We start from the raw sequence: 16,371 nt of genomic DNA on the forward strand, positions 1-16,371 counted from the left end.
GGCCGCCCCGAGGTGGATTGGACCCCGGGCCGACCCGCTGGGGCCGAGCGTACAAGGCGCCCGGTCGGCACACAGCCGACCGCGGCGCCGCTCGACCCTGCCCGGTCACAGCACACCCGCCGCGACCGCGGCGCAGTCCTGCCCATCGATTGAGGGGAAGACAGGGTGACCACGTACCCCGTATCACCGAACACGGTCCTAGCGAACGCGCTCAGCCACGCTGAGGACGTCCTCACGCCCCGAGTCATCGCCGCCGCACCCGAGCGCGTCGTGTTCGTCGTGGGGACCCAGATCAACGGGGCCCCGCACATCGGTACCTCGCTCGTTCAGTCCCTCACGTTCGCCACCGCGGCCCGCATCCGGGACAAGTTCGCCGTACCCTCCGAGGTCCAGTTCGGCGCGCTCGACAACGCGCCGTACGCCATCGTCACCGATCAGGAGACCGGCCACCGCTACCAACGGGCATACGCGCACGCCCTCGGCGAACAGGGCATCGCCGACCAGGTCGACACGCTGTACCGCCCCCTGTTCGCCGCCCTGTCCGAGCGGCTACGTGTCCCGTACTCCGTCGAGACCTACAGCCAGCAGCAGGCCGGCGAGCACTTCCGCCGTACGTGGCTGCGCGTGCTGCCGCGCATGGACGCCGCCCGATGGTGGCTCGCGCCGTCCTCCGGTACAGCGCACCTCCGCGTTCCCTGCCCGCGGCCCGGGTGCGGGTGGGCCGAGAAGTACGCCCAGCGGACGCACGTCCAGCACGTCGACGCGGAACGGGCGACAGTCTCGGCCGTCTGCCTGCACCACGGCGACTACGAGGTCACCATCGACCCAACCGGCGAGGGGTACCTCGACCTCGCCACGTTGTACCGGAACCTGATCAAGGAACTCGCCGTCACCAGCACGCACGGCACCCTGTACGTGATGGTCAAGGGCGGCGACTGGGTGTTCGGCTCACACCTGGTCGACGGCGCCCTACAAGCCGTCGGCCTCACCCGCGGGCAACTGCCCGCCCGCCTCTTCTGCCCGCAGATCGTCAGCGACACCGGAGCCAAGCTGTCCAAGTCCCTCATCCGGGAAGGGCGCGCACCCTTGCCCGAGGGCGCCGCCCCTTGGATGCTCGACACCCGGGACTGGCCCGGATCGTTACCCGAGTACGTCGACCGACTGCTCAACATGACCGAGGTCGTCCTGTCCGACCCCCGACATTTCTTCCGCTCGTACTCCGCCGGCGAACTCAACCGGATGATGACCACACCAGCACCTAGGAGCGTTCCCGCCCCATGACGGACACCGCCGCTCGCGTCCGCGAGCTGAACCTCTACCGGCGATACTTCGACCTGGTCGCCGCCGGCGAGAAGACGACAGAGGTACGGGTCAAATACCCGCACCTCGCCGACCTCGCCGCGGGTGACGTGATCCGGTTCCGGATCAAGGGGACTGACGAGACGTGCGACGTGCGCGTACGACAGGTCACCGAGTACCCCGATTTCGAGGCCCTGCTCGACGGCGAGGGACCGGCGAACGTCAACCCAACGGCGACCCGCGAGGAACAGCTCGCCAACATTCGCACCATCTACCCGCCCGAAAAGGAAGCGCTCGGCGCCCTCGCAATCAAGATCGAACTACTCGCCCCCTGACGACCTCGCCGCCCCTGTCCCCCGCGGGGGCGGCGAGGTCCCCTGAGCACACGACGGCCCCGGTTCCTCCGAAAGAGGTACCGGGGCCGTCGCCTGTCTCCTAGCGGCCCACTTGTTTTACACGTCTCGTCCAGGAACAGCACTCCGCGATGGGACAGCGAGACTGCCCCGGGCCGTGCGCTGCCCGGGCCGCCGCCGACGAGTGCCTGCATCGTGGCCGAGTGGTGGGGCGCGCAGTAGGGGGCCACGTCGATCAGCGGCTTGCCCGGAGGCAGCAGGCCCGCAACCGAATGGACCGCGGTGACCTCCAGCGACTCCTGACGGCCGAGCCGGGGCAGGATGGCCGGCAGCCGCTCGGCGAGCATGGTCTTGCCGGCACCGGGCGGCCCTTCGAGAAAGAGGTGATGCCCGCCCGCCGCGGCCACCTCCACGGCCGTACGCGCCGAGGTCTGCCCGACGACGTCCGCCAGGTCGTGACCGTGGTCGTGCTGGGCCGCGCCGGCGCTGTGCATGCCCGTGGCCGCGCCCGTGCCCGGCATCCGGAGGCCGGCGAGGAGCGGGTCCGGGCGGCCCGGCTCGTCCTGCTCCTCGTCGGGCACGGGTTCGTCCGCCAGGACGGCAATCAGCTGCCGGAGACTGCGTACGCCCAGCACCGACACCCCTGGTACGAGGGACGCCTCGGCGGCGGCGCATTCCGGCACCACCACCTGCTCATACCCCGCATCCGCCGCAGCCAGCACCGCCGGCAGCACCCCCCGCACCGGTCGCACGCGTCCGTCCAGCCCCAGTTCGCCGATCATCACGATGTCGGCCAGGACCCTCGGGTCGATGCGTTCCGCCGCGCCGAGGACCGCCGCTGCGACGGCCAGGTCGAAGCCGCTGCCCGACTTCGGTACCGAGGCCGGGCTCAGGCCGACCGTGAGCTTCTTCTGGGGCCAGGCCGCGCCCGAGTTGACGACCGCGGCGCGCACCCGGTCCCGGCTCTCCGTGAGGCTCTTGTCGGGGAGCCCCACCAGCGTGAACGCGGCGACGCCGGGTTCGAGGTCGGCCTGGACCTCGACGACCACGCCTTCGACGCCGACCAGCGCCACCGAACACGTGCGGGCGAATGCCATTCAGGACACCCCCCGCACATGCTCGACCACGGCGGCTCCGCGCACGGGCAGCAGCACGCCGATCAGGTCGATGCGGACGCCGCCGGGCGGTGCGCCCCCGTGAGTCTGGATCCACCGCTCGGCCAGGCCCCGCAGCCGCTCCGCCTTCTGCGGGGTCACGGCCGCCATCGGATGCTGGAAGGGACCTTCCCGGCGGGTCTTCACCTCGCAGACCACCAGGACGTCCCCGTCCCTGGCCACGATGTCGATCTCGCCGGTCCGGCCGGAGCGCCAGTTGCGCTCCAGGACCGTCAGACCGGCCTCCACCAGCCGCCGTGCGGCCAGACTCTCCCCGTACTTGCCCATGGCACTGCGTGCCAGATGTGCGGTCATGTCGGCACCACCTCCGGCGCCAACGATCACGCACCCACCACCACTAAGTGGATCTTGGTGGACGGCTCAGCGGCTGTGGACAACTCCGCCACCCACACGAGGAACCTCAGCCACTCGGCAGCTCCAGGTCGCTCTTGTTCAGCTCCTCGATGTTCACGTCCTTGAACGTGAGGACCCGGACCTGCTTCACGAACCTCGCCGGCCGGTACATGTCCCAGACCCAGGCGTCGGCCATGGAAACCTCGAAGAACACCTCCCCCTGGACCGAGTGCACCTGCATCTCGTAGTCATTGGTGAGGTAGAAGCGCCGCTCGGTCTCGATCACATATTTGAACAGACCGACGACATCGCGGTACTCCCGGTAGAGCTTCAGCTCCATCTCGGTCTCGTACTTCTCGAGGTCCTCGGCGCTCATGGCATGTTCCCCTTCAGCCGTGCGATCCCCCCATTGTGCGCCAGTCCCGTGAGCCCCTAGACGATTTCCGGGTCAAGGATCACAGGCCTGGCCGGGGGACCTTCGTCGAGCAGCGTGCGCAGCAGCCCGGCGAGTCTGGTCGGATACACCGTCTCATGTGCCCGCCTCAGTTCCGGACACGTCCACCAGCGCGCTCCGGCGACACTGCGCCGTTCCAGTTCGGTCAGTGCGGTGGCGGCCACCGCCGTGTGCTCGGTGCGAGCCAGGTAGTACCACTCGTCCTGGTCCCAGCGGCGGCCCGCGAACGGGAAGGAGCATCTGCGCCGCCACAGCACCGGGCCGAGCTCGACGTCGGTGATGCCCGTCTCCTCGGCGAGTTCCCGCAGGGCGGCCTGTTCACGGGTCTCCTCGCCCTCCACTCCGCCTCCGGGGGTGAACCACCAGTCGTCGGCCGGGTCGTCCGGCTCGTGCCCGTGCAGCAGCAGGATGCGGTCCCTGGGGTCCAGCAGCACGACCCGGGCGACCCTGCGCAGGCCGCCCGCGTAGGTGTCCTGGCCCGCTCCCACGGCTTCAGCGGGCACACGCGGGCTCCGCGCTCTCCCGTCGGGCCCGGGAGGCACCCGCACGCTTGGCGACGGGCCCGTAGGCGCCTCCGCCCAGGACGAGCACGGCGCCGGCGATCACGAGGACGACGATCGTCCGCAGCGGTCCGGGCGAGGAGAGGGCGTTGAGCGGCTCGAAGCCGGTGGGACGCTCCAGCATGCCCTTCATGGGCCACACGACGGCGTCGACGCGGGCGTCCACGGCGGAACGTGCCACCGTGCCGCTGGCGGCGTCGGTGAGGTGGGCCGTGGAGTCCACGGAGTTGCCCCGCTCGTCGCCGAGCAGGAAGAGACGGCCCTTGGGGACGGTCACGGTCGGGAAATTGCTCATCTCGGCCGGTGTCCCCTTGGGCAGGTACGTTTCGTCGATCTCCTTGCCGTTGACCTTCAGCTTGTCGTCCTGGCAGCAGGAGACCCTGTCGCCGCCGACCGCGACCACGCGCTTGACCATCGGCGCGTTGGCCCAGGTCGCGTCCTTGAAGACGACGACGTCACCGCGGCGCACCTCGTCGCCGTCGACGCGCTGCGCCAGGATCCGGTCGCCCGCGTCGATCGTCGGTGTCATCGAGCTGGTGGGCACGGTGTACGGCCGGTAGACCACCGCTCCCCAGGCGAAACCGCCGAGAAACAGCACGAGGCCCAGTGCGACGGCCAGCCCGGACAGTCGCTGTCCGGTCCGGCTGCCCACCGGGCCCGTGCCCGGGCCGCCGCTGCGCGGGGCCGTGTGCGTCATGCTCTCGCCACCCATGGGTCCGCACCCTACCCGGGGGTACCGGCCGGGGTCAGCCCATGGCCGGGATCACTGCTTCCTGCGGCGCCAGAGCACCACCGGCACCACGCCGAGGAGGGCGATCCCCTGCGGCGCGACCGTCAGACCGGCGGCGGCCGGCTGGGCGTTCAGCCCGGGCTGGTCGAAGGTGTCCGGGACCGGCAGGGTGGCCCAGCGGTTGACCGGCCAGGCGACGACGACGGCGCGTCCGACGACGTCCTTCACCGGGACCATGCCGTGGTTCTTGTCGGACTGGTTGTAGCGGGAGTCCCGCGAGTTCTGCCGGTGGTCGCCCATGACCCAGACGTAGCCCTCGGGGACCTTCACCTTGAACTGGCCGCCCTGGTCGTCGACGCTGCACGGGGTGTTGCCGGCGTAGACGTAGTCCTGCTCGTTCAGCGCCTTGCCGTTGACCGTGAGCGGGCCGGTGTTCTTGCACTCGATCGTGTCGCCGCCGACGCCGATGACACGCTTGATCAGGTCCTTCTCCTCCGCGGACGGCATGAGGCCGATCCAGCTGAGGAAGGTCTGCAGGGCGTTCGGGTCCGTGGTCGGCTCGCCCGCCAGCCAGTTGTCCGGGTCGTGGAAGACGACGACCTCGCCGCGCTCGGGCTCGGAACCGAACCAGGGCGTGAGTTTGTCGACCAGGACACGGTCACCCTGCTGCAGGGTGTTCTGCATCGAGTCGGAGGGGATCGAGAACGCCTGCACCAGGAAGGTCTTGATCAGCAGCGCCAGCACCAGCGCGATACCGACCAGGATGGGCAACTCCTTCCAGAAGGAGCGCGGCTTCTTCGGTGTCCTCGCCGTACCGCCCGGCCCCTGGCCCTCGGCCGTCGTCTGCTCGCCCGTCACCCTGCCATCCTCGGCTGTCCCGGAGTCACTCCCGGAGGTCACAGCGCTGTCCGCGGCCGGGACGGTGGATTCCGCGGGGCGTCCGCGGTGCTCCTCGCCGTCGTGTCCGGACCGTGCGCCAACCGCCACATCCCCCACGCCAACTCCTCACTCTGTGCCGCCGCCTGCCCCATACGCGGCGCAGGCCCACCACTCCCATAACGAGCGGGAGTTCCGCAGGGGTCGGGAGCTGGATCGTTCCGTTCGAATCGTAGGAGGCAACCCTATGCGACAGTTCGGGAGCAGCGGTCGACCCGGTGGCCGAGTCGGACACGGAGGCGTAGGTATTCGGCTCCTCCAGCATGTTCCAGTGGCCGAGGGGCCAGGCGATGACCATGGCGCGGCCCACCACCTCGTCCTCGGAGACCGTGCCCCCGTAGTCGGTGTCCTGGTGGGCGCGGGAGTCCGCGGAGTTGTTGCGGTGGTCGCCCATCACCCACAGCCGCCCCTGGGGGACCGTGATGTCGAACGGCGTGTCGGACGGGGCGGCACCGGGGTAGAGGTAGTCCTCGTCGAGCGGGACGTCGTTGACGGTCACCCGCCCCTGCGTGTCGCAGCACTTGACGCGGTCACCACCGACGCCGACGACCCGCTTGATGAGGTCCTTCTCGTTCTCGGACGGCAGCAGGCCGATGAAGGTGAGCCCTTCCTTGACCTGCTTGATGACGACGGGGTCGGACTTCTGCGTGGTGAGCTGCTCGTCCTGGAGCCAGCCGCCGGGGTCCTTGAAGACGACGACGTCGCCGCGCTGCGGTGTCGAGCCGAACCACGGGGTGAGCTTGTCGACCAGGACGCGGTCGCCGATCTGGATCGTCTGCTCCATGGAGCCGGACGGGATGACGAACGCCTGGACGAGGAACGTCTTCAGCACGAGCGCTATCAACACGGCCACGCCCACGAGGAGCGGTATCTCCTTGACGGCACCACGCCTGCGCCGCCGTTTGACCTTGCGCTGGAGCTTGCGGCGCTCGGCACGCGTACGGCCGCCGCCCGACGGGCCGGCGGCGCGCCGGGCGCCGGTGGGCAGCAGGTTCTCCGCGGGGCCCGCAGGGACACCGCGCGGTTTGCCGCGGTTACCCATGGGCGCCCGCCTTGCCGGCGTCGGGCACCCGCGCGTAGGCGTCGGGCCGGTGCAGCCGGGTGGCGTGGGCAACGGGCCAGACGATCCCGTCGGCACGGCCGATCACGTCGCCGACGGGGATCATGCCGCCGCCCGGCGAGCCGAGGTGGTCGCGGGAGTCGCTGGAGTCGCTGCGGTGGTCACCGAGGACGAACAGGGTGCCGTCGGGCACGACGACGTCGAAGGGCACCTCGGACGGGCTGTCGCCGGGATGCAGGAAGCCCGATTCGTCGACCGGCCGGCCGTTCACCTGGATCCTCCCCTCCCTGTCGCAGCAGACCACGCGGTCTGCCCCCACACCGACAACGCGCTTGATGTAGTCCGCGTGCCCGAAGTACCCGGTTCCGTCGAACACGACGATGTCTCCCCGCTGCGGCACGGCACCGAAACGGTACGCCAACTTATTTACGAGAACCCGGTCCCCGATCCTCAATCCGGGTTCCATGGATCCGCTGGGGATCTGGAAGGGCCGCAGTACGAAGGTGCTGAGCGACAGCAGGAACACCAGGCAGAGCAGCAGGGTGAGGGTGATCCGGCCGCCCGGGACCCAGGAGCCGGCCCGCGCCGCCAACGCGAAACGCGACCGTTCCTCCGGCCCTGCGGGTTCCGATGTCGTCTCGGAACCGGAAGGGCGGGAGGAGCGGTCGCGTTTCGTCGGCTGTGCTTCGGTGTCCATCGGAGCCAGATGCTATCCGGCTCCGACGTGAACCCCTCGGAGCGCTCAGCTCTCGCGCTTCTCCTTGATCTTCGCGGCCTTGCCGCGCAGCTCGCGCAGGTAGTACAGCTTGGCGCGGCGGACGTCACCCTTGGTGACGAGCTCGATCTTCTCGACGATCGGGGTGTGCACCGGGAAGGTGCGCTCGACGCCGACGGAGAAGGAGACCTTGCGGACCGTGAAGGTCTCGCGCACGCCGGCACCCTGGCGACGGATCACGACGCCCTTGAACTGCTGCACACGGGAGCGGTTGCCCTCGATGACGCGGACGTGCACGTTGACCGTGTCGCCCGGGCGGAAGGCGGGGACGTCGCTGCGCAGCGACGCGGAGTCGACGGTGTCGAGCAGGTGAGACATTTCGTCTGCTTTCCTCGCTGATGCCACAGGTCATCAACGGAAACTAGGTGTTTCGGGATCAGGTGTGTGCGGGTCGGGGCGGACGTCGTCTCCCCCTGTGGCAGGGGCGCACGCCGGACGGACGCACAACAGCTGGCTATTCTTCCACGCCGTCGGTCCTGCGCCAAAATCGGCCGTACGGCTCCCCTGCCGGGTCCGGTGCCCAGCCCAGGATGGAGAGCATCTCGCGGTCCTTCTTGTCGAAGGCCTTGGGGTCGCACCGCTCGATGAGGTCGGGCCGGTGGGCGGTGGTGCGCTTGAGCGCCTCGTCGCGGCGCCAGCGGGCGATCTTCCCGTGGTGGCCGCTGAGCAGCACGTCGGGGATGTCCCGGCCGCGCCACTCCGGAGGCTTGGTGTAGACGGGTCCTTCGAGCAGGTTCGCCATGGCGCCGGGCGCGAAGGAGTCGTCCCGGTGGGACTCGGCGTTGCCCAGGACGCCGGGCAGCAGCCGCGCCACGGCCTCGGTGACGACGAGGACGGCCGCCTCGCCGCCGGCCAGGACGTAGTCGCCGATGGACACCTCGTACACCGGCATCCGCGTGGCGTACTCGTCGACCACGCGGCGGTCGATGCCTTCGTAGCGGGCCGGCGTGAAGATCAGCCAGGGGCGCTCGGAGAGGTGGACGGCGAGTTCCTGGGTGAAGGGCCGGCCGCTGGGCGTGGGCACGATGAGGGCGGGCGCCCGGGAGCCCGTCTCGTAGCCGTCGGCCAGGACGGAGTCCAGTGCGTCGCCCCACGGCTCGGTCTTCATGACCATGCCGGGGCCGCCGCCGTAGGGGGTGTCGTCGACCGTGTTGTGACGGTCGTAGGTCCAGGAACGCAGGTCGTGGACGTGCACGTTGAGCTGTCCACGGGCGCGCGCCTTGCCGACGAGGGAGACGTTCAGCGGTTCCAGGTACTCGGGGAAGATCGTGACGACGTCGAGGCGCATTACGACTCGTCCCGGCTGGACGCGATCTCGGCGCGGTCGTCGATCAGGCCCGGGGGCGGGGTGATGACGGCCTTCTGCTCGTCCAGGTCGATCTCGGTGACGATCTCCTCGACGAAGGGGATCATCACCTCGCTGCCGTCGGGCCGCTCCACGATGAACAGGTCCTGGGTGGGCAGGTGCGAGATCTCCGTGATGCGGCCGACCTCGGTGCCGTCCGCGGTGACCACGTCGAGGTCGATGAGCTGGTGGTCGTAGTACTCGTCCTCGCCCTCGGGCATTTCCTCCGGATCGATCTCGGCGATCAGGAGGGTGTTGCGCAGGGCCTCGGCGCCGGTGCGGTCGCTGACGCCCTCGAAGCGCAGCAGGAGACGGCCGCTGTGGACGCGGCCCGTCTCGATGGTGAGCGGTCCCGCGGATGCGGGATCGGTGGTGAGTACGGCACCGGGGCCGAGCCTCAGCTCCGGCTCGTCGGTCCGCACCTCGACGGTGACCTCACCCTTGATGCCATGGGCACGGCCGATCCGTGCGACTACCAGCTGCACGTGTCCATTCTCCTGTCATACGACTGCGGGCCGGGGACGGCCCAGTGGCCCTCCCCGGCCCGAGCCGGTGCTGCTGCGAAAGCGTCAGCGGACGTGGTCCACGTCGACGAGGTCGACGCGGACGCCGCGACCGCCGATGGCGCCCACGACGGTACGCAGGGCGCGTGCGGTGCGGCCGTTGCGGCCGATCACCTTACCGAGGTCGTCCGGGTGGACCCGGACCTCGAGCACGCGACCGCGGCGCAGGTTGCGCGAGGCGACCTGCACATCGTCGGGGTTGTCGACGATGCCCTTCACGAGGTGCTCGAGAGCCTCCTCGAGCATGCTCAGGCCTCGGTCGAAGCGGACTCGGCGGCCTCGTCCTTCTTCTCAGCCTTCTTCTTCTGGGTGATCGCCTCACCCTTGCCCTCGTCGTCGCCGCCGATGGCCTCGAACGACGGACGCGCGGCCTTCTCGGGCTGCGTCAGCAGCGGAGCCGGGGCGGGCTCGCCCTTGAACTTCTGCCAGTCGCCGGTCTTCTTGAGGATGGCGAGCACGGGCTCGGTCGGCTGCGCGCCGACACCCAGCCAGTACGCGACGCGGTCCGCGTCGACCTCGATGACCGACGGGTTGTACGTCGGGTGGTACTTGCCGATCTCCTCGATCGCACGGCCGTCACGACGGGTACGGGAGTCGGCGACGACGATGCGGTAGTGAGGCGAACGGATCTTGCCCAGACGCTTCAGCTTGATCTTGACTGCCACGGGAGTGGATTCTCCTGGATTTGACGTGGTTGGGCACGGCGAGAATGCCGCGTGGGGTTGCGGTACCCGAGTGCCCGATGGACGCGTCAGCCGGAGGAGAGAGGGGTCCTGTGCGACTGTCGAGTACAGCTAGCCATTGTGCCACACGCGGCGGGTCGCTCCGGGCCGGGGGCCCGATCCGCCGTGCGGGCACGCCGATGGCGCACCCGGCGTGAGAGGTGAGCACGCCGGGTGCGTCATCGGCCCGAGCCCTGCGCCGAGACCGGCAGCCACGAGATGCCGGTGCCGGGCGTCAGCTCGCTGCCGCTCCCACGATGTCCGGGATCCGGAACGGCTTGCCGCAGCCGCCGCAGACGATCGGGGCCTGGGCGAGTACGGACGGGACGACCCGGACGTTGCGGCCGCAGTCGCAGACCGCCTTGACGCGGACACCGCCACCCGAGGAACCGTGCCGGGCGGCCGGCCCCCGGAAGGTGCGGGACGTGTCGGACGAGGTCGCGGCGGTGTGGGCCTTCAGGGCGCGCTGGAGACGCTCCATCGTCGGGCGGTAGCGGCGCTTCGCCTCGGGGGTGAGCGTGACCAGGGAGAAGCCGCTGCTGGGATGCGGTTCCTCCGGGTGGTCCAGGCCCAGCTCCTCGGCGATCGCGAGGAATCTGCGGTTGTGGTAGCGGCCGGCACGGGAGGTGTCGCGGACGCCGCGCGAAGCGGCGATGCCATGGACTGCCTCATGGAGCAGTCGCTCGAAGGAGAGCTCGTGACCGCACGCGGACGACGACTCCCCGATCAGGGACTCTGGCGCGGCAAGGTCGGGCAACTCGGGGTGGTACCGCTGAATATCGGCCCACGCCTGTGCCAGCTCTGCGGCGAGAACAGGTGGTGTCTGTGTCGTGCTCACGTAATGACAACGAGCCGGGGTGCCCCAGTGTTCCGATTCCGGGCCATCCCAAATAATTTGCACGTACCCGTCAGTTGCCTCTGATGCGTCCCGACGAGGGCGGGTGCGCTGATCTGTGGAGAAGCCTCACAGCTCATCACAAGGTGGTGCGTAGTCCCGCATACGCCCGCCCGTCTCCCGCCACCACCCTCAACCGAGGCCCTTCGGGCCACCCTCTCGGCCGGCGCGTGGAAGATGTCCGCGCGCCGGGGAGCCAGGGGTACGCGAGAACGCAAGAGGCGTTTCGGTCGGCTTGTGTCCCGCGTGGCAGGAGCGTGCCCGCTTCAGTAAGCGCGTGCGACGACCGCGACGTTACCCGGTGCGTCGTCGGCGTCCGGCACCGACCCGTCCTCGGCCACCAGACACCGTACGGTCACCGCGTGATCGGCCAGCTTGGCCTCGCCCTCCTCGCCGAGCGCGGCCCACGGGATGCGCGCCCAGCCGCCGGTGGTCGCGGCCTCGACGGCCTCCTCGAAGGTGGACACCTCGGCCGTGCGTGACTCGCGGCGCTCGCGGGACTGCTTGAGCAGCAGGGCCTGGTCCTCCTCGAGGACCTCGGGAAGCAGCGACACCAGGGCGTCCAGGGACACCGGCTCCTTGCCGCCCGGGATGCGGCGGGCCAGCATCGCCGTGCCGTTCTCCAGGTCGCGCGGGCCGATCTCGATCCGGACCGGCACGCCCTTGAGCTCCCAGTCGACCGCGCGGCGGCCGAAGGGGGTGTCGGTGCGGTCGTCGACGTGAACGCGGACACCGGCCGCCTTCAGCCGGTCGCCGAGCTCACGGACCTTGGCCAGAACTGCCTCGTCGCCCTTGATCGCGAGCACGACGGCCTGGATCTGCGCCAGCCGCGGCGGGACGCGCAGACCGTCGTCGTCGCCGTGCATCATCACCAGGGCGCCGATCATGCGGGTCGTGGAGCCCCACGAGGTCTGCCAGACCAGCTCCTGCCGGCCGTCCTTCGAGAGGTAGCCGGTGTTGAAGGCCTTCGCGAAGTTCTGGCCGAGTTCGTGGCTCGTGGCCATCTGCAGGGCCTTGCCGTCGCCCATCATGCCCTCCAGCGTGAGGGTGTTGATCGCGCCGGCGAACCGCTCCCTGACGGTCTTGCGGCCGGGGACGACGTCCATCGCGAGGACGTTCAGCATGAAGTCCTCGTAGACCTGCCGGTGGATGTGCGCGGCGAAGTCGCGCGCCTCCTCGTACGTGGCGTGCGCGGTGTGGCCCTCCTGCCAGAGGAACTCGGAGGTCCGCAGGAACAGCCTGGGCCGCAGTTCCCAGCGCACGACATTCGCCCACTGGTTGATGAGCAGCGGAAGGTCGCGGTAGCTCTGCACCCACTTCGAGAAGTACTCGTTGATGATCATCTCGGAGGTGGGGCGGACGACGGCCGGCTCCTCGAGCTCCTTGCCGCCGCCGTGGGTGACGACGGCCAGCTCGGGCGCGAAGCCCTCGACGTGGTCGGCCTCCCTGGCGAGGTACGACTCGGGGATGAGCAGCGGGAAGTAGGCGTTCTGGGTGCCCGTCTCCTTGATGCGGGCGTCCATCTCCGCCTGCATCCGCTCCCACAGCCCGTACCCGTACGGGCGGATGACCATGGTGCCGCGCACCGGACCGTTGTCGGCGAGTTCCGCCTTGGTGATCAGGTCCTGGTACCAGCGCGGGAAATCGTCCGCCCGGGGAGTGAGAACAGGTGCCTTCGCCATGGCGAGATGGTACGGGCCCACGTTGCCGGAATGTGAAATCTCGCCATAGGCACATGACAACTCACAAGCCCTGCCGCATTCCACTGGACGACGGGTCGAGGGGGGAGTTTCCTGGCATACGGGGGTAGTGCGAGCGCACTGTCACGGGGGCCATGGAATCGGGCAAGAGGCAACTCTCGGCGGATTGGGGCGCTTACTTATGACACCTACGCTCGTGCGGCAGCACCTGCCTCACGCGGGGGCCGCACCCCGCGTGGACCTGCGTGCACGCGCGCGTGACTGGTCCGAGATCCAGGAGCGGATGCTCGTACCGCTCTACGAGGCCGTCTACGAGCGACTGGAAGTGGGTCCCGGGACGCGGCTGCTCGGTCTCGGCTGTGGTTCCGGGCTCTCCCTGCTGATGGCCGCCGCCCGGGGAGCGGCGGTCACCGGTGTCGACGCGTCCCCGGAGAGAATGGCCCTGGCGCGCGAGCGGCTGCTCCCGGAGGCGTCGGGGACCCGGAGGCGTCCGGACACCCGGCTGGTCGACGGCTCGCCCCGGGACGCCGCGGAGCCGGGCGCTCCTGGCTACACCCTGGTGACCGCCTTCGAGCCGATCGGGTGCCTCGCGGGCGACTCGGAGGGGCTCGGCGGACTGCTCGCGGAGGCGACGCCGCTCGCCCGGCGCGGTGCGGCCGTGGTGCTGGCGGGCTGGGGTCCGCCGGAGCGCTGCGCCACCGCGTCCGTGATGCGGGTGGCCACGAAGCTGGCGGAACCGCTGCGCAACTCGGACGCCTGGCGTCCCGCCTGCCGCGACGACCTGGAGGACGTCGCCCAGCGGGCCGGGCTGAGGCCGGACGGTTCGGGGCGGGTGGCGTGCCCCTTCGGCTACGCCGACGTGGACAGCGCGGTACGCGGCCTGAAATCGACGGGTCTGTTCGACGCGGCGATGACGGCGACGGACCAGGTGCAGGTCGACAAGGAGCTGGCCGAGGCCCTGCATCCGCACCAGCGCCAGGACGGCACGGTGTGGATGCCGAACGTGTTCCGCTACCTGATCGCCCGGACACCCTGACGAACGAGTTTCCGATGCAGGTGTGAACAGTGTGAAGAAAGCACCACGAGGTGCTTTTGGTTTCACCGAGTGGATCATGAACGCCTAGTGTGATCCACCGCTCGGGGGACCTACACATCTGCATACAGGAGCTGCTGTGCCGCACCACCAGACCGCGCTGCGCCTCGTCGCGCCCGTCGCCGTCCTCGCCCTGACACTCACCGCCTGCGGGGGTGGCGACGACACCGCCGACGCGAAGAGCACGGGCACCGCCCAGGCCAAGGCCTCGCAGTCGCCGGAGCCCGCCTCCGGCGGCGAGATGGCGGCCGGCGAGAGCGCGACGGGCAAGGTCGCGGAGGACCCGGGCGAGGTCACCTATGAGGTCCTGGCGCAGAAGGTCGACCTGGGCACCGAGGCCGAGGCGGCGAAGGCCGTGTCCGAGCCGGACAAGGTCAAGGGCAAGGTGCTGGCCGTCGCTCACGTGAAGTACACGCACAAGAGCGGGCCCGCTCTCACCGAGGGCTCCGACGTGCACGACGGCACGACGGTCTTCGCCGACGGGCAGCGCGGCTCGGTCCTCATCGGCGCCTCCGAGGACGCGACCGGCTGCGAGGACCCCTACGACGTCGACAGCTGGAAGCAGGGCGAGAGCCATGTCTTCTGCGAGACGTACGTGATCCCGGCGAACGCCAAGAGCGTCGAGGTCCACTGGGCCGAGGAGGACGGCGAGCCGTACGTCTGGAAGTTCCCCAACGGCTGACCGGCGAGCCGCCGCACATCACTGAGGGCGCCCCCCTTCGGACACGGGGGGCGCCCTCAGTGCGGTTCGGACGGGCCGTCAGCCCATGAACTTCTTGAACTCGTCGGGGAGTTCGAAGTCCTTGCCGCCCTGCTGCGGCAGCCCGAAGGCGCTGCCGCCCTCGGCCGCGGCGGCCCGGCGGGCGGCCTCCTCCTGCTCCTGCTGCTTGCGCTTCATCGGGTTGCCGGAGCGCTGCTTGCCCTTGGCCTGCTTCTGCTTCTTCTTCGTCCGGCCGGGGCCGCCGCCCATGCCCGGCATCCCGGGCATCCCCGGCATGCCGCCGCCCTGGGCCATGCGGGACATCATCTTGCGGGCCTCGAAGAACCGCTCCACCAGGTTCTTGACCGCGCTGACCTCGACGCCGGAGCCCTTGGCGATACGGGCGCGGCGCGAGCCGTTGATGATCGTCGGCTCCTGGCGCTCGGCCGGGGTCATCGACTTGATGATGGCGGCCGTGCGGTCGACGTCCCGCTCGTCCAGGTTGTTGATCTGGTCCTTCATCTGGCCCATGCCCGGCAGCATGCCGAGCAGCTTGGAGATGGAGCCCATCTTGCGGACCTGCTCCATCTGGGCCAGGAAGTCGTCCAGGGTGAAGTCCTGGCCCTTCTTGGACGCCAGCTTGGAGGCCATCTTCTCGGCCTCTTCCTGGCTGAACGTCTTCTCCGCCTGCTCGATCAGGGTGAGGAGGTCACCCATGTCGAGGATGCGGGAGGCCATCCGGTCAGGGTGGAAGGCGTCGAAGTCGTCGAGCTTCTCGCCGTTGGAGGCGAACATGATCGGCTTGCCGGTGATCTGCCGGATCGACAGGGCCGCACCACCGCGCGCGTCACCGTCGAGCTTGGAGAGCACCACGCCGTCGAAGCCGACGCCGTCGCGGAAGGCCTCGGCGGTGTTGACGGCGTCCTGGCCGATCATCGCGTCGACGACGAACAGGATCTCGTCCGGGGAGACCGCGTCGCGGATGTCCGCGGCCTGCTGCATCATCTCCTGGTCGATACCGAGACGGCCGGCGGTGTCCACGATCACGATGTCGTGGACCTTGGACTTGGCGTGCTCGATGGAGTCCTTGGCGACCTTGACCGGGTCACCGACGCCGTTGCCCGGCTCCGGCGCGTAGACGCTGACGCCGGCGCGCTCGGCGACGACGCTGAGCTGGTTCACGGCGTTGGGGCGCTGGAGGTCACAGGCGACCAGCAGCGGCGAGTGGCCCTGCTCCTTCAGCCAGCGGCCGAGCTTGCCCGCGAGGGTGGTCTTACCGGCACCCTGCAGACCCGCCAGCATGATCACGGTGGGCGGCTGCTTGGCGAAGCGCAGCCGCCGGGTCTCGCCGCCGAGGATGGTGACGAGCTCGTCGTTGACGATCTTGAGGACCTGCTGGGCGGGGTTCAGCGCCTTGCTGACCTCGGCGCCGAGGGCGCGCTCCTTGACGTTCTTGATGAACGTCCGGACGACGGGAAGCGCCACGTCCGCCTCGAGGAGCGCGATCCGGATCTCGCGCGCCGTGGCGTCGATGTCCGCCTCGGAGAGCCGTCCCTTGCCGCGCAGGTTCTTGAAGGTCGCTGAGAGGCGATCGGAAAGAGTATCGAACACGGCGCTCGCGGTCCTCGGGGTCGGTGGCTACAGGGAATCGCCCTCCAGGGTATCCCGGCGTGACAAG

At 69.7% G+C, this 16,371-nt stretch carries 19 protein-coding genes and 1 pseudogene; 4 read left to right on the top strand and 16 right to left on the bottom strand.

Annotated elements, in window-relative coordinates; all coding sequences use genetic code 11:
* The first annotated feature begins 165 nt into the window (after positions 1 to 165).
* The gene (locus AB0937_RS12140; RefSeq protein WP_062028523.1) at positions 166 to 1,281 is read left to right on the top strand and encodes a hypothetical protein; all 1,116 of its coding nucleotides are present in this window, start codon (positions 166 to 168) and stop codon (positions 1,279 to 1,281) included.
* Complete coding sequence (locus tag AB0937_RS12145; protein WP_062028525.1) at positions 1,278 to 1,634, top strand: ASCH domain-containing protein; 357 nt, start codon at positions 1,278 to 1,280, stop codon at positions 1,632 to 1,634. The genes AB0937_RS12140 and AB0937_RS12145 overlap by 4 nt, the downstream gene beginning before the upstream one ends.
* Positions 1,635 to 1,756: 122 nt before the next feature.
* On the opposite strand, the pseudogene AB0937_RS12150 reads toward AB0937_RS12145, so the two are convergent.
* From AB0937_RS12150 to proS, 15 genes and pseudogenes are all read right to left on the bottom strand, one after another.
* A pseudogene (locus tag AB0937_RS12150) lies at positions 1,757 to 2,749 on the bottom strand (ATP-binding protein); the annotation flags it as partial.
* The gene (locus AB0937_RS12155; protein WP_366711235.1) at positions 2,750 to 3,151 is read right to left on the bottom strand and encodes a YraN family protein; all 402 of its coding nucleotides are present in this window, start codon (positions 3,149 to 3,151) and stop codon (positions 2,750 to 2,752) included.
* Positions 3,152 to 3,227: 76 nt separating this feature from the next.
* The gene (locus AB0937_RS12160) at positions 3,228 to 3,536 is read right to left on the bottom strand and encodes a DUF2469 domain-containing protein (protein WP_003993268.1); all 309 of its coding nucleotides are present in this window, start codon (positions 3,534 to 3,536) and stop codon (positions 3,228 to 3,230) included.
* Positions 3,537 to 3,592: 56 nt separating this feature from the next.
* Positions 3,593 to 4,117, bottom strand: a complete 525-nt coding sequence (locus AB0937_RS12165) for an NUDIX hydrolase (protein ID WP_366711236.1) — start codon at positions 4,115 to 4,117, stop codon at positions 3,593 to 3,595.
* Positions 4,107 to 4,886: a signal peptidase I gene (lepB, locus tag AB0937_RS12170; RefSeq protein ID WP_366711237.1), complete on the bottom strand. Its 780-nt coding sequence runs from the start codon at positions 4,884 to 4,886 to the stop codon at positions 4,107 to 4,109. The genes AB0937_RS12165 and lepB (AB0937_RS12170) overlap by 11 nt, the downstream gene beginning before the upstream one ends.
* A 51-nt stretch (positions 4,887 to 4,937) precedes the next feature.
* Positions 4,938 to 5,900 (bottom strand): signal peptidase I, encoded by a 963-nt coding sequence (lepB, locus tag AB0937_RS12175; protein ID WP_366711239.1) that lies wholly within the window; start codon positions 5,898 to 5,900, stop codon positions 4,938 to 4,940.
* Positions 5,788 to 6,882 (bottom strand): signal peptidase I, encoded by a 1,095-nt coding sequence (lepB, locus tag AB0937_RS12180; RefSeq protein WP_366711241.1) that lies wholly within the window; start codon positions 6,880 to 6,882, stop codon positions 5,788 to 5,790. The genes lepB (AB0937_RS12175) and lepB (AB0937_RS12180) overlap by 113 nt, the downstream gene beginning before the upstream one ends.
* A complete protein-coding gene (gene lepB, locus AB0937_RS12185; RefSeq protein ID WP_366711242.1) occupies positions 6,875 to 7,597 on the bottom strand; it encodes a signal peptidase I in 723 nt (240 codons plus the stop codon). The genes lepB (AB0937_RS12180) and lepB (AB0937_RS12185) overlap by 8 nt, the downstream gene beginning before the upstream one ends.
* 45 nt (positions 7,598 to 7,642) lie before the next feature.
* A complete protein-coding gene (gene rplS, locus AB0937_RS12190) occupies positions 7,643 to 7,993 on the bottom strand; it encodes a 50S ribosomal protein L19 (RefSeq protein WP_053668736.1) in 351 nt (116 codons plus the stop codon).
* Between the two features lie 136 nt (positions 7,994 to 8,129).
* Positions 8,130 to 8,963: a tRNA (guanosine(37)-N1)-methyltransferase TrmD gene (gene trmD, locus AB0937_RS12195; RefSeq protein WP_104781422.1), complete on the bottom strand. Its 834-nt coding sequence runs from the start codon at positions 8,961 to 8,963 to the stop codon at positions 8,130 to 8,132.
* On the bottom strand, positions 8,963 to 9,505 hold the full coding sequence (gene rimM, locus AB0937_RS12200; RefSeq protein WP_366711245.1) for a ribosome maturation factor RimM: 543 nt from the start codon (positions 9,503 to 9,505) through the stop codon (positions 8,963 to 8,965). Before rimM ends, trmD begins: the two co-directional genes overlap by 1 nt.
* Before the next feature lie 84 nt (positions 9,506 to 9,589).
* On the bottom strand, positions 9,590 to 9,829 hold the full coding sequence (locus AB0937_RS12205) for an RNA-binding protein (protein WP_003973401.1): 240 nt from the start codon (positions 9,827 to 9,829) through the stop codon (positions 9,590 to 9,592).
* A 2-nt stretch (positions 9,830 to 9,831) separates the two neighbouring features.
* On the bottom strand, positions 9,832 to 10,248 hold the full coding sequence (gene rpsP / locus AB0937_RS12210) for a 30S ribosomal protein S16 (RefSeq protein WP_234847509.1): 417 nt from the start codon (positions 10,246 to 10,248) through the stop codon (positions 9,832 to 9,834).
* A gap of 292 nt (positions 10,249 to 10,540) precedes the next feature.
* Positions 10,541 to 11,143: a hypothetical protein gene (locus AB0937_RS12215; protein ID WP_366711247.1), complete on the bottom strand. Its 603-nt coding sequence runs from the start codon at positions 11,141 to 11,143 to the stop codon at positions 10,541 to 10,543.
* Positions 11,144 to 11,466: 323 nt separating this feature from the next.
* Positions 11,467 to 12,882, bottom strand: a complete 1,416-nt coding sequence (gene proS, locus AB0937_RS12220) for a proline--tRNA ligase (RefSeq protein WP_366711248.1) — start codon at positions 12,880 to 12,882, stop codon at positions 11,467 to 11,469.
* A 199-nt stretch (positions 12,883 to 13,081) separates the two neighbouring features.
* Here proS and AB0937_RS12225 point away from each other — a divergent pair, with 199 nt between their 5' ends.
* Both AB0937_RS12225 and AB0937_RS12230 read left to right on the top strand, forming a co-directional pair.
* On the top strand, positions 13,082 to 13,936 hold the full coding sequence (locus AB0937_RS12225) for a methyltransferase domain-containing protein (RefSeq protein ID WP_366711250.1): 855 nt from the start codon (positions 13,082 to 13,084) through the stop codon (positions 13,934 to 13,936).
* A 136-nt stretch (positions 13,937 to 14,072) separates the two neighbouring features.
* A complete protein-coding gene (locus AB0937_RS12230; RefSeq protein WP_366711252.1) occupies positions 14,073 to 14,675 on the top strand; it encodes a hypothetical protein in 603 nt (200 codons plus the stop codon).
* 78 nt (positions 14,676 to 14,753) lie between these two features.
* Here AB0937_RS12230 and ffh read toward each other — a convergent pair whose 3' ends face one another.
* On the bottom strand, positions 14,754 to 16,304 hold the full coding sequence (ffh, locus tag AB0937_RS12235) for a signal recognition particle protein (protein WP_234847512.1): 1,551 nt from the start codon (positions 16,302 to 16,304) through the stop codon (positions 14,754 to 14,756).
* Between the last annotated feature and the right edge of the window lie 67 nt (positions 16,305 to 16,371).

This window comes from Streptomyces sp. NPDC047880, from assembly GCF_040706515.1.
Classification (GTDB): Bacteria; Actinomycetota; Actinomycetes; order Streptomycetales; family Streptomycetaceae; genus Streptomyces.

Coding starts and splice junctions, on each gene's coding strand:
- lepB (WP_366711241.1), bottom strand. CDS start 6,882: ATGGGTAACCGCGGCAAACCGCGCGGTGTCCCTGCGGGCCCCGCGGAG.
- rplS (WP_053668736.1), bottom strand. CDS start 7,993: ATGTCTCACCTGCTCGACACCGTCGACTCCGCGTCGCTGCGCAGCGAC.
- AB0937_RS12145 (WP_062028525.1), top strand. CDS start 1,278: ATGACGGACACCGCCGCTCGCGTCCGCGAGCTGAACCTCTACCGGCGA.
- trmD (WP_104781422.1), bottom strand. CDS start 8,963: ATGCGCCTCGACGTCGTCACGATCTTCCCCGAGTACCTGGAACCGCTG.
- lepB (WP_366711237.1), bottom strand. CDS start 4,886: ATGGGTGGCGAGAGCATGACGCACACGGCCCCGCGCAGCGGCGGCCCG.
- AB0937_RS12205 (WP_003973401.1), bottom strand. CDS start 9,829: ATGCTCGAGGAGGCTCTCGAGCACCTCGTGAAGGGCATCGTCGACAAC.
- AB0937_RS12160 (WP_003993268.1), bottom strand. CDS start 3,536: ATGAGCGCCGAGGACCTCGAGAAGTACGAGACCGAGATGGAGCTGAAG.
- lepB (WP_366711242.1), bottom strand. CDS start 7,597: ATGGACACCGAAGCACAGCCGACGAAACGCGACCGCTCCTCCCGCCCT.
- proS (WP_366711248.1), bottom strand. CDS start 12,882: ATGGCGAAGGCACCTGTTCTCACTCCCCGGGCGGACGATTTCCCGCGC.
- AB0937_RS12225 (WP_366711250.1), top strand. CDS start 13,082: ATGACACCTACGCTCGTGCGGCAGCACCTGCCTCACGCGGGGGCCGCA.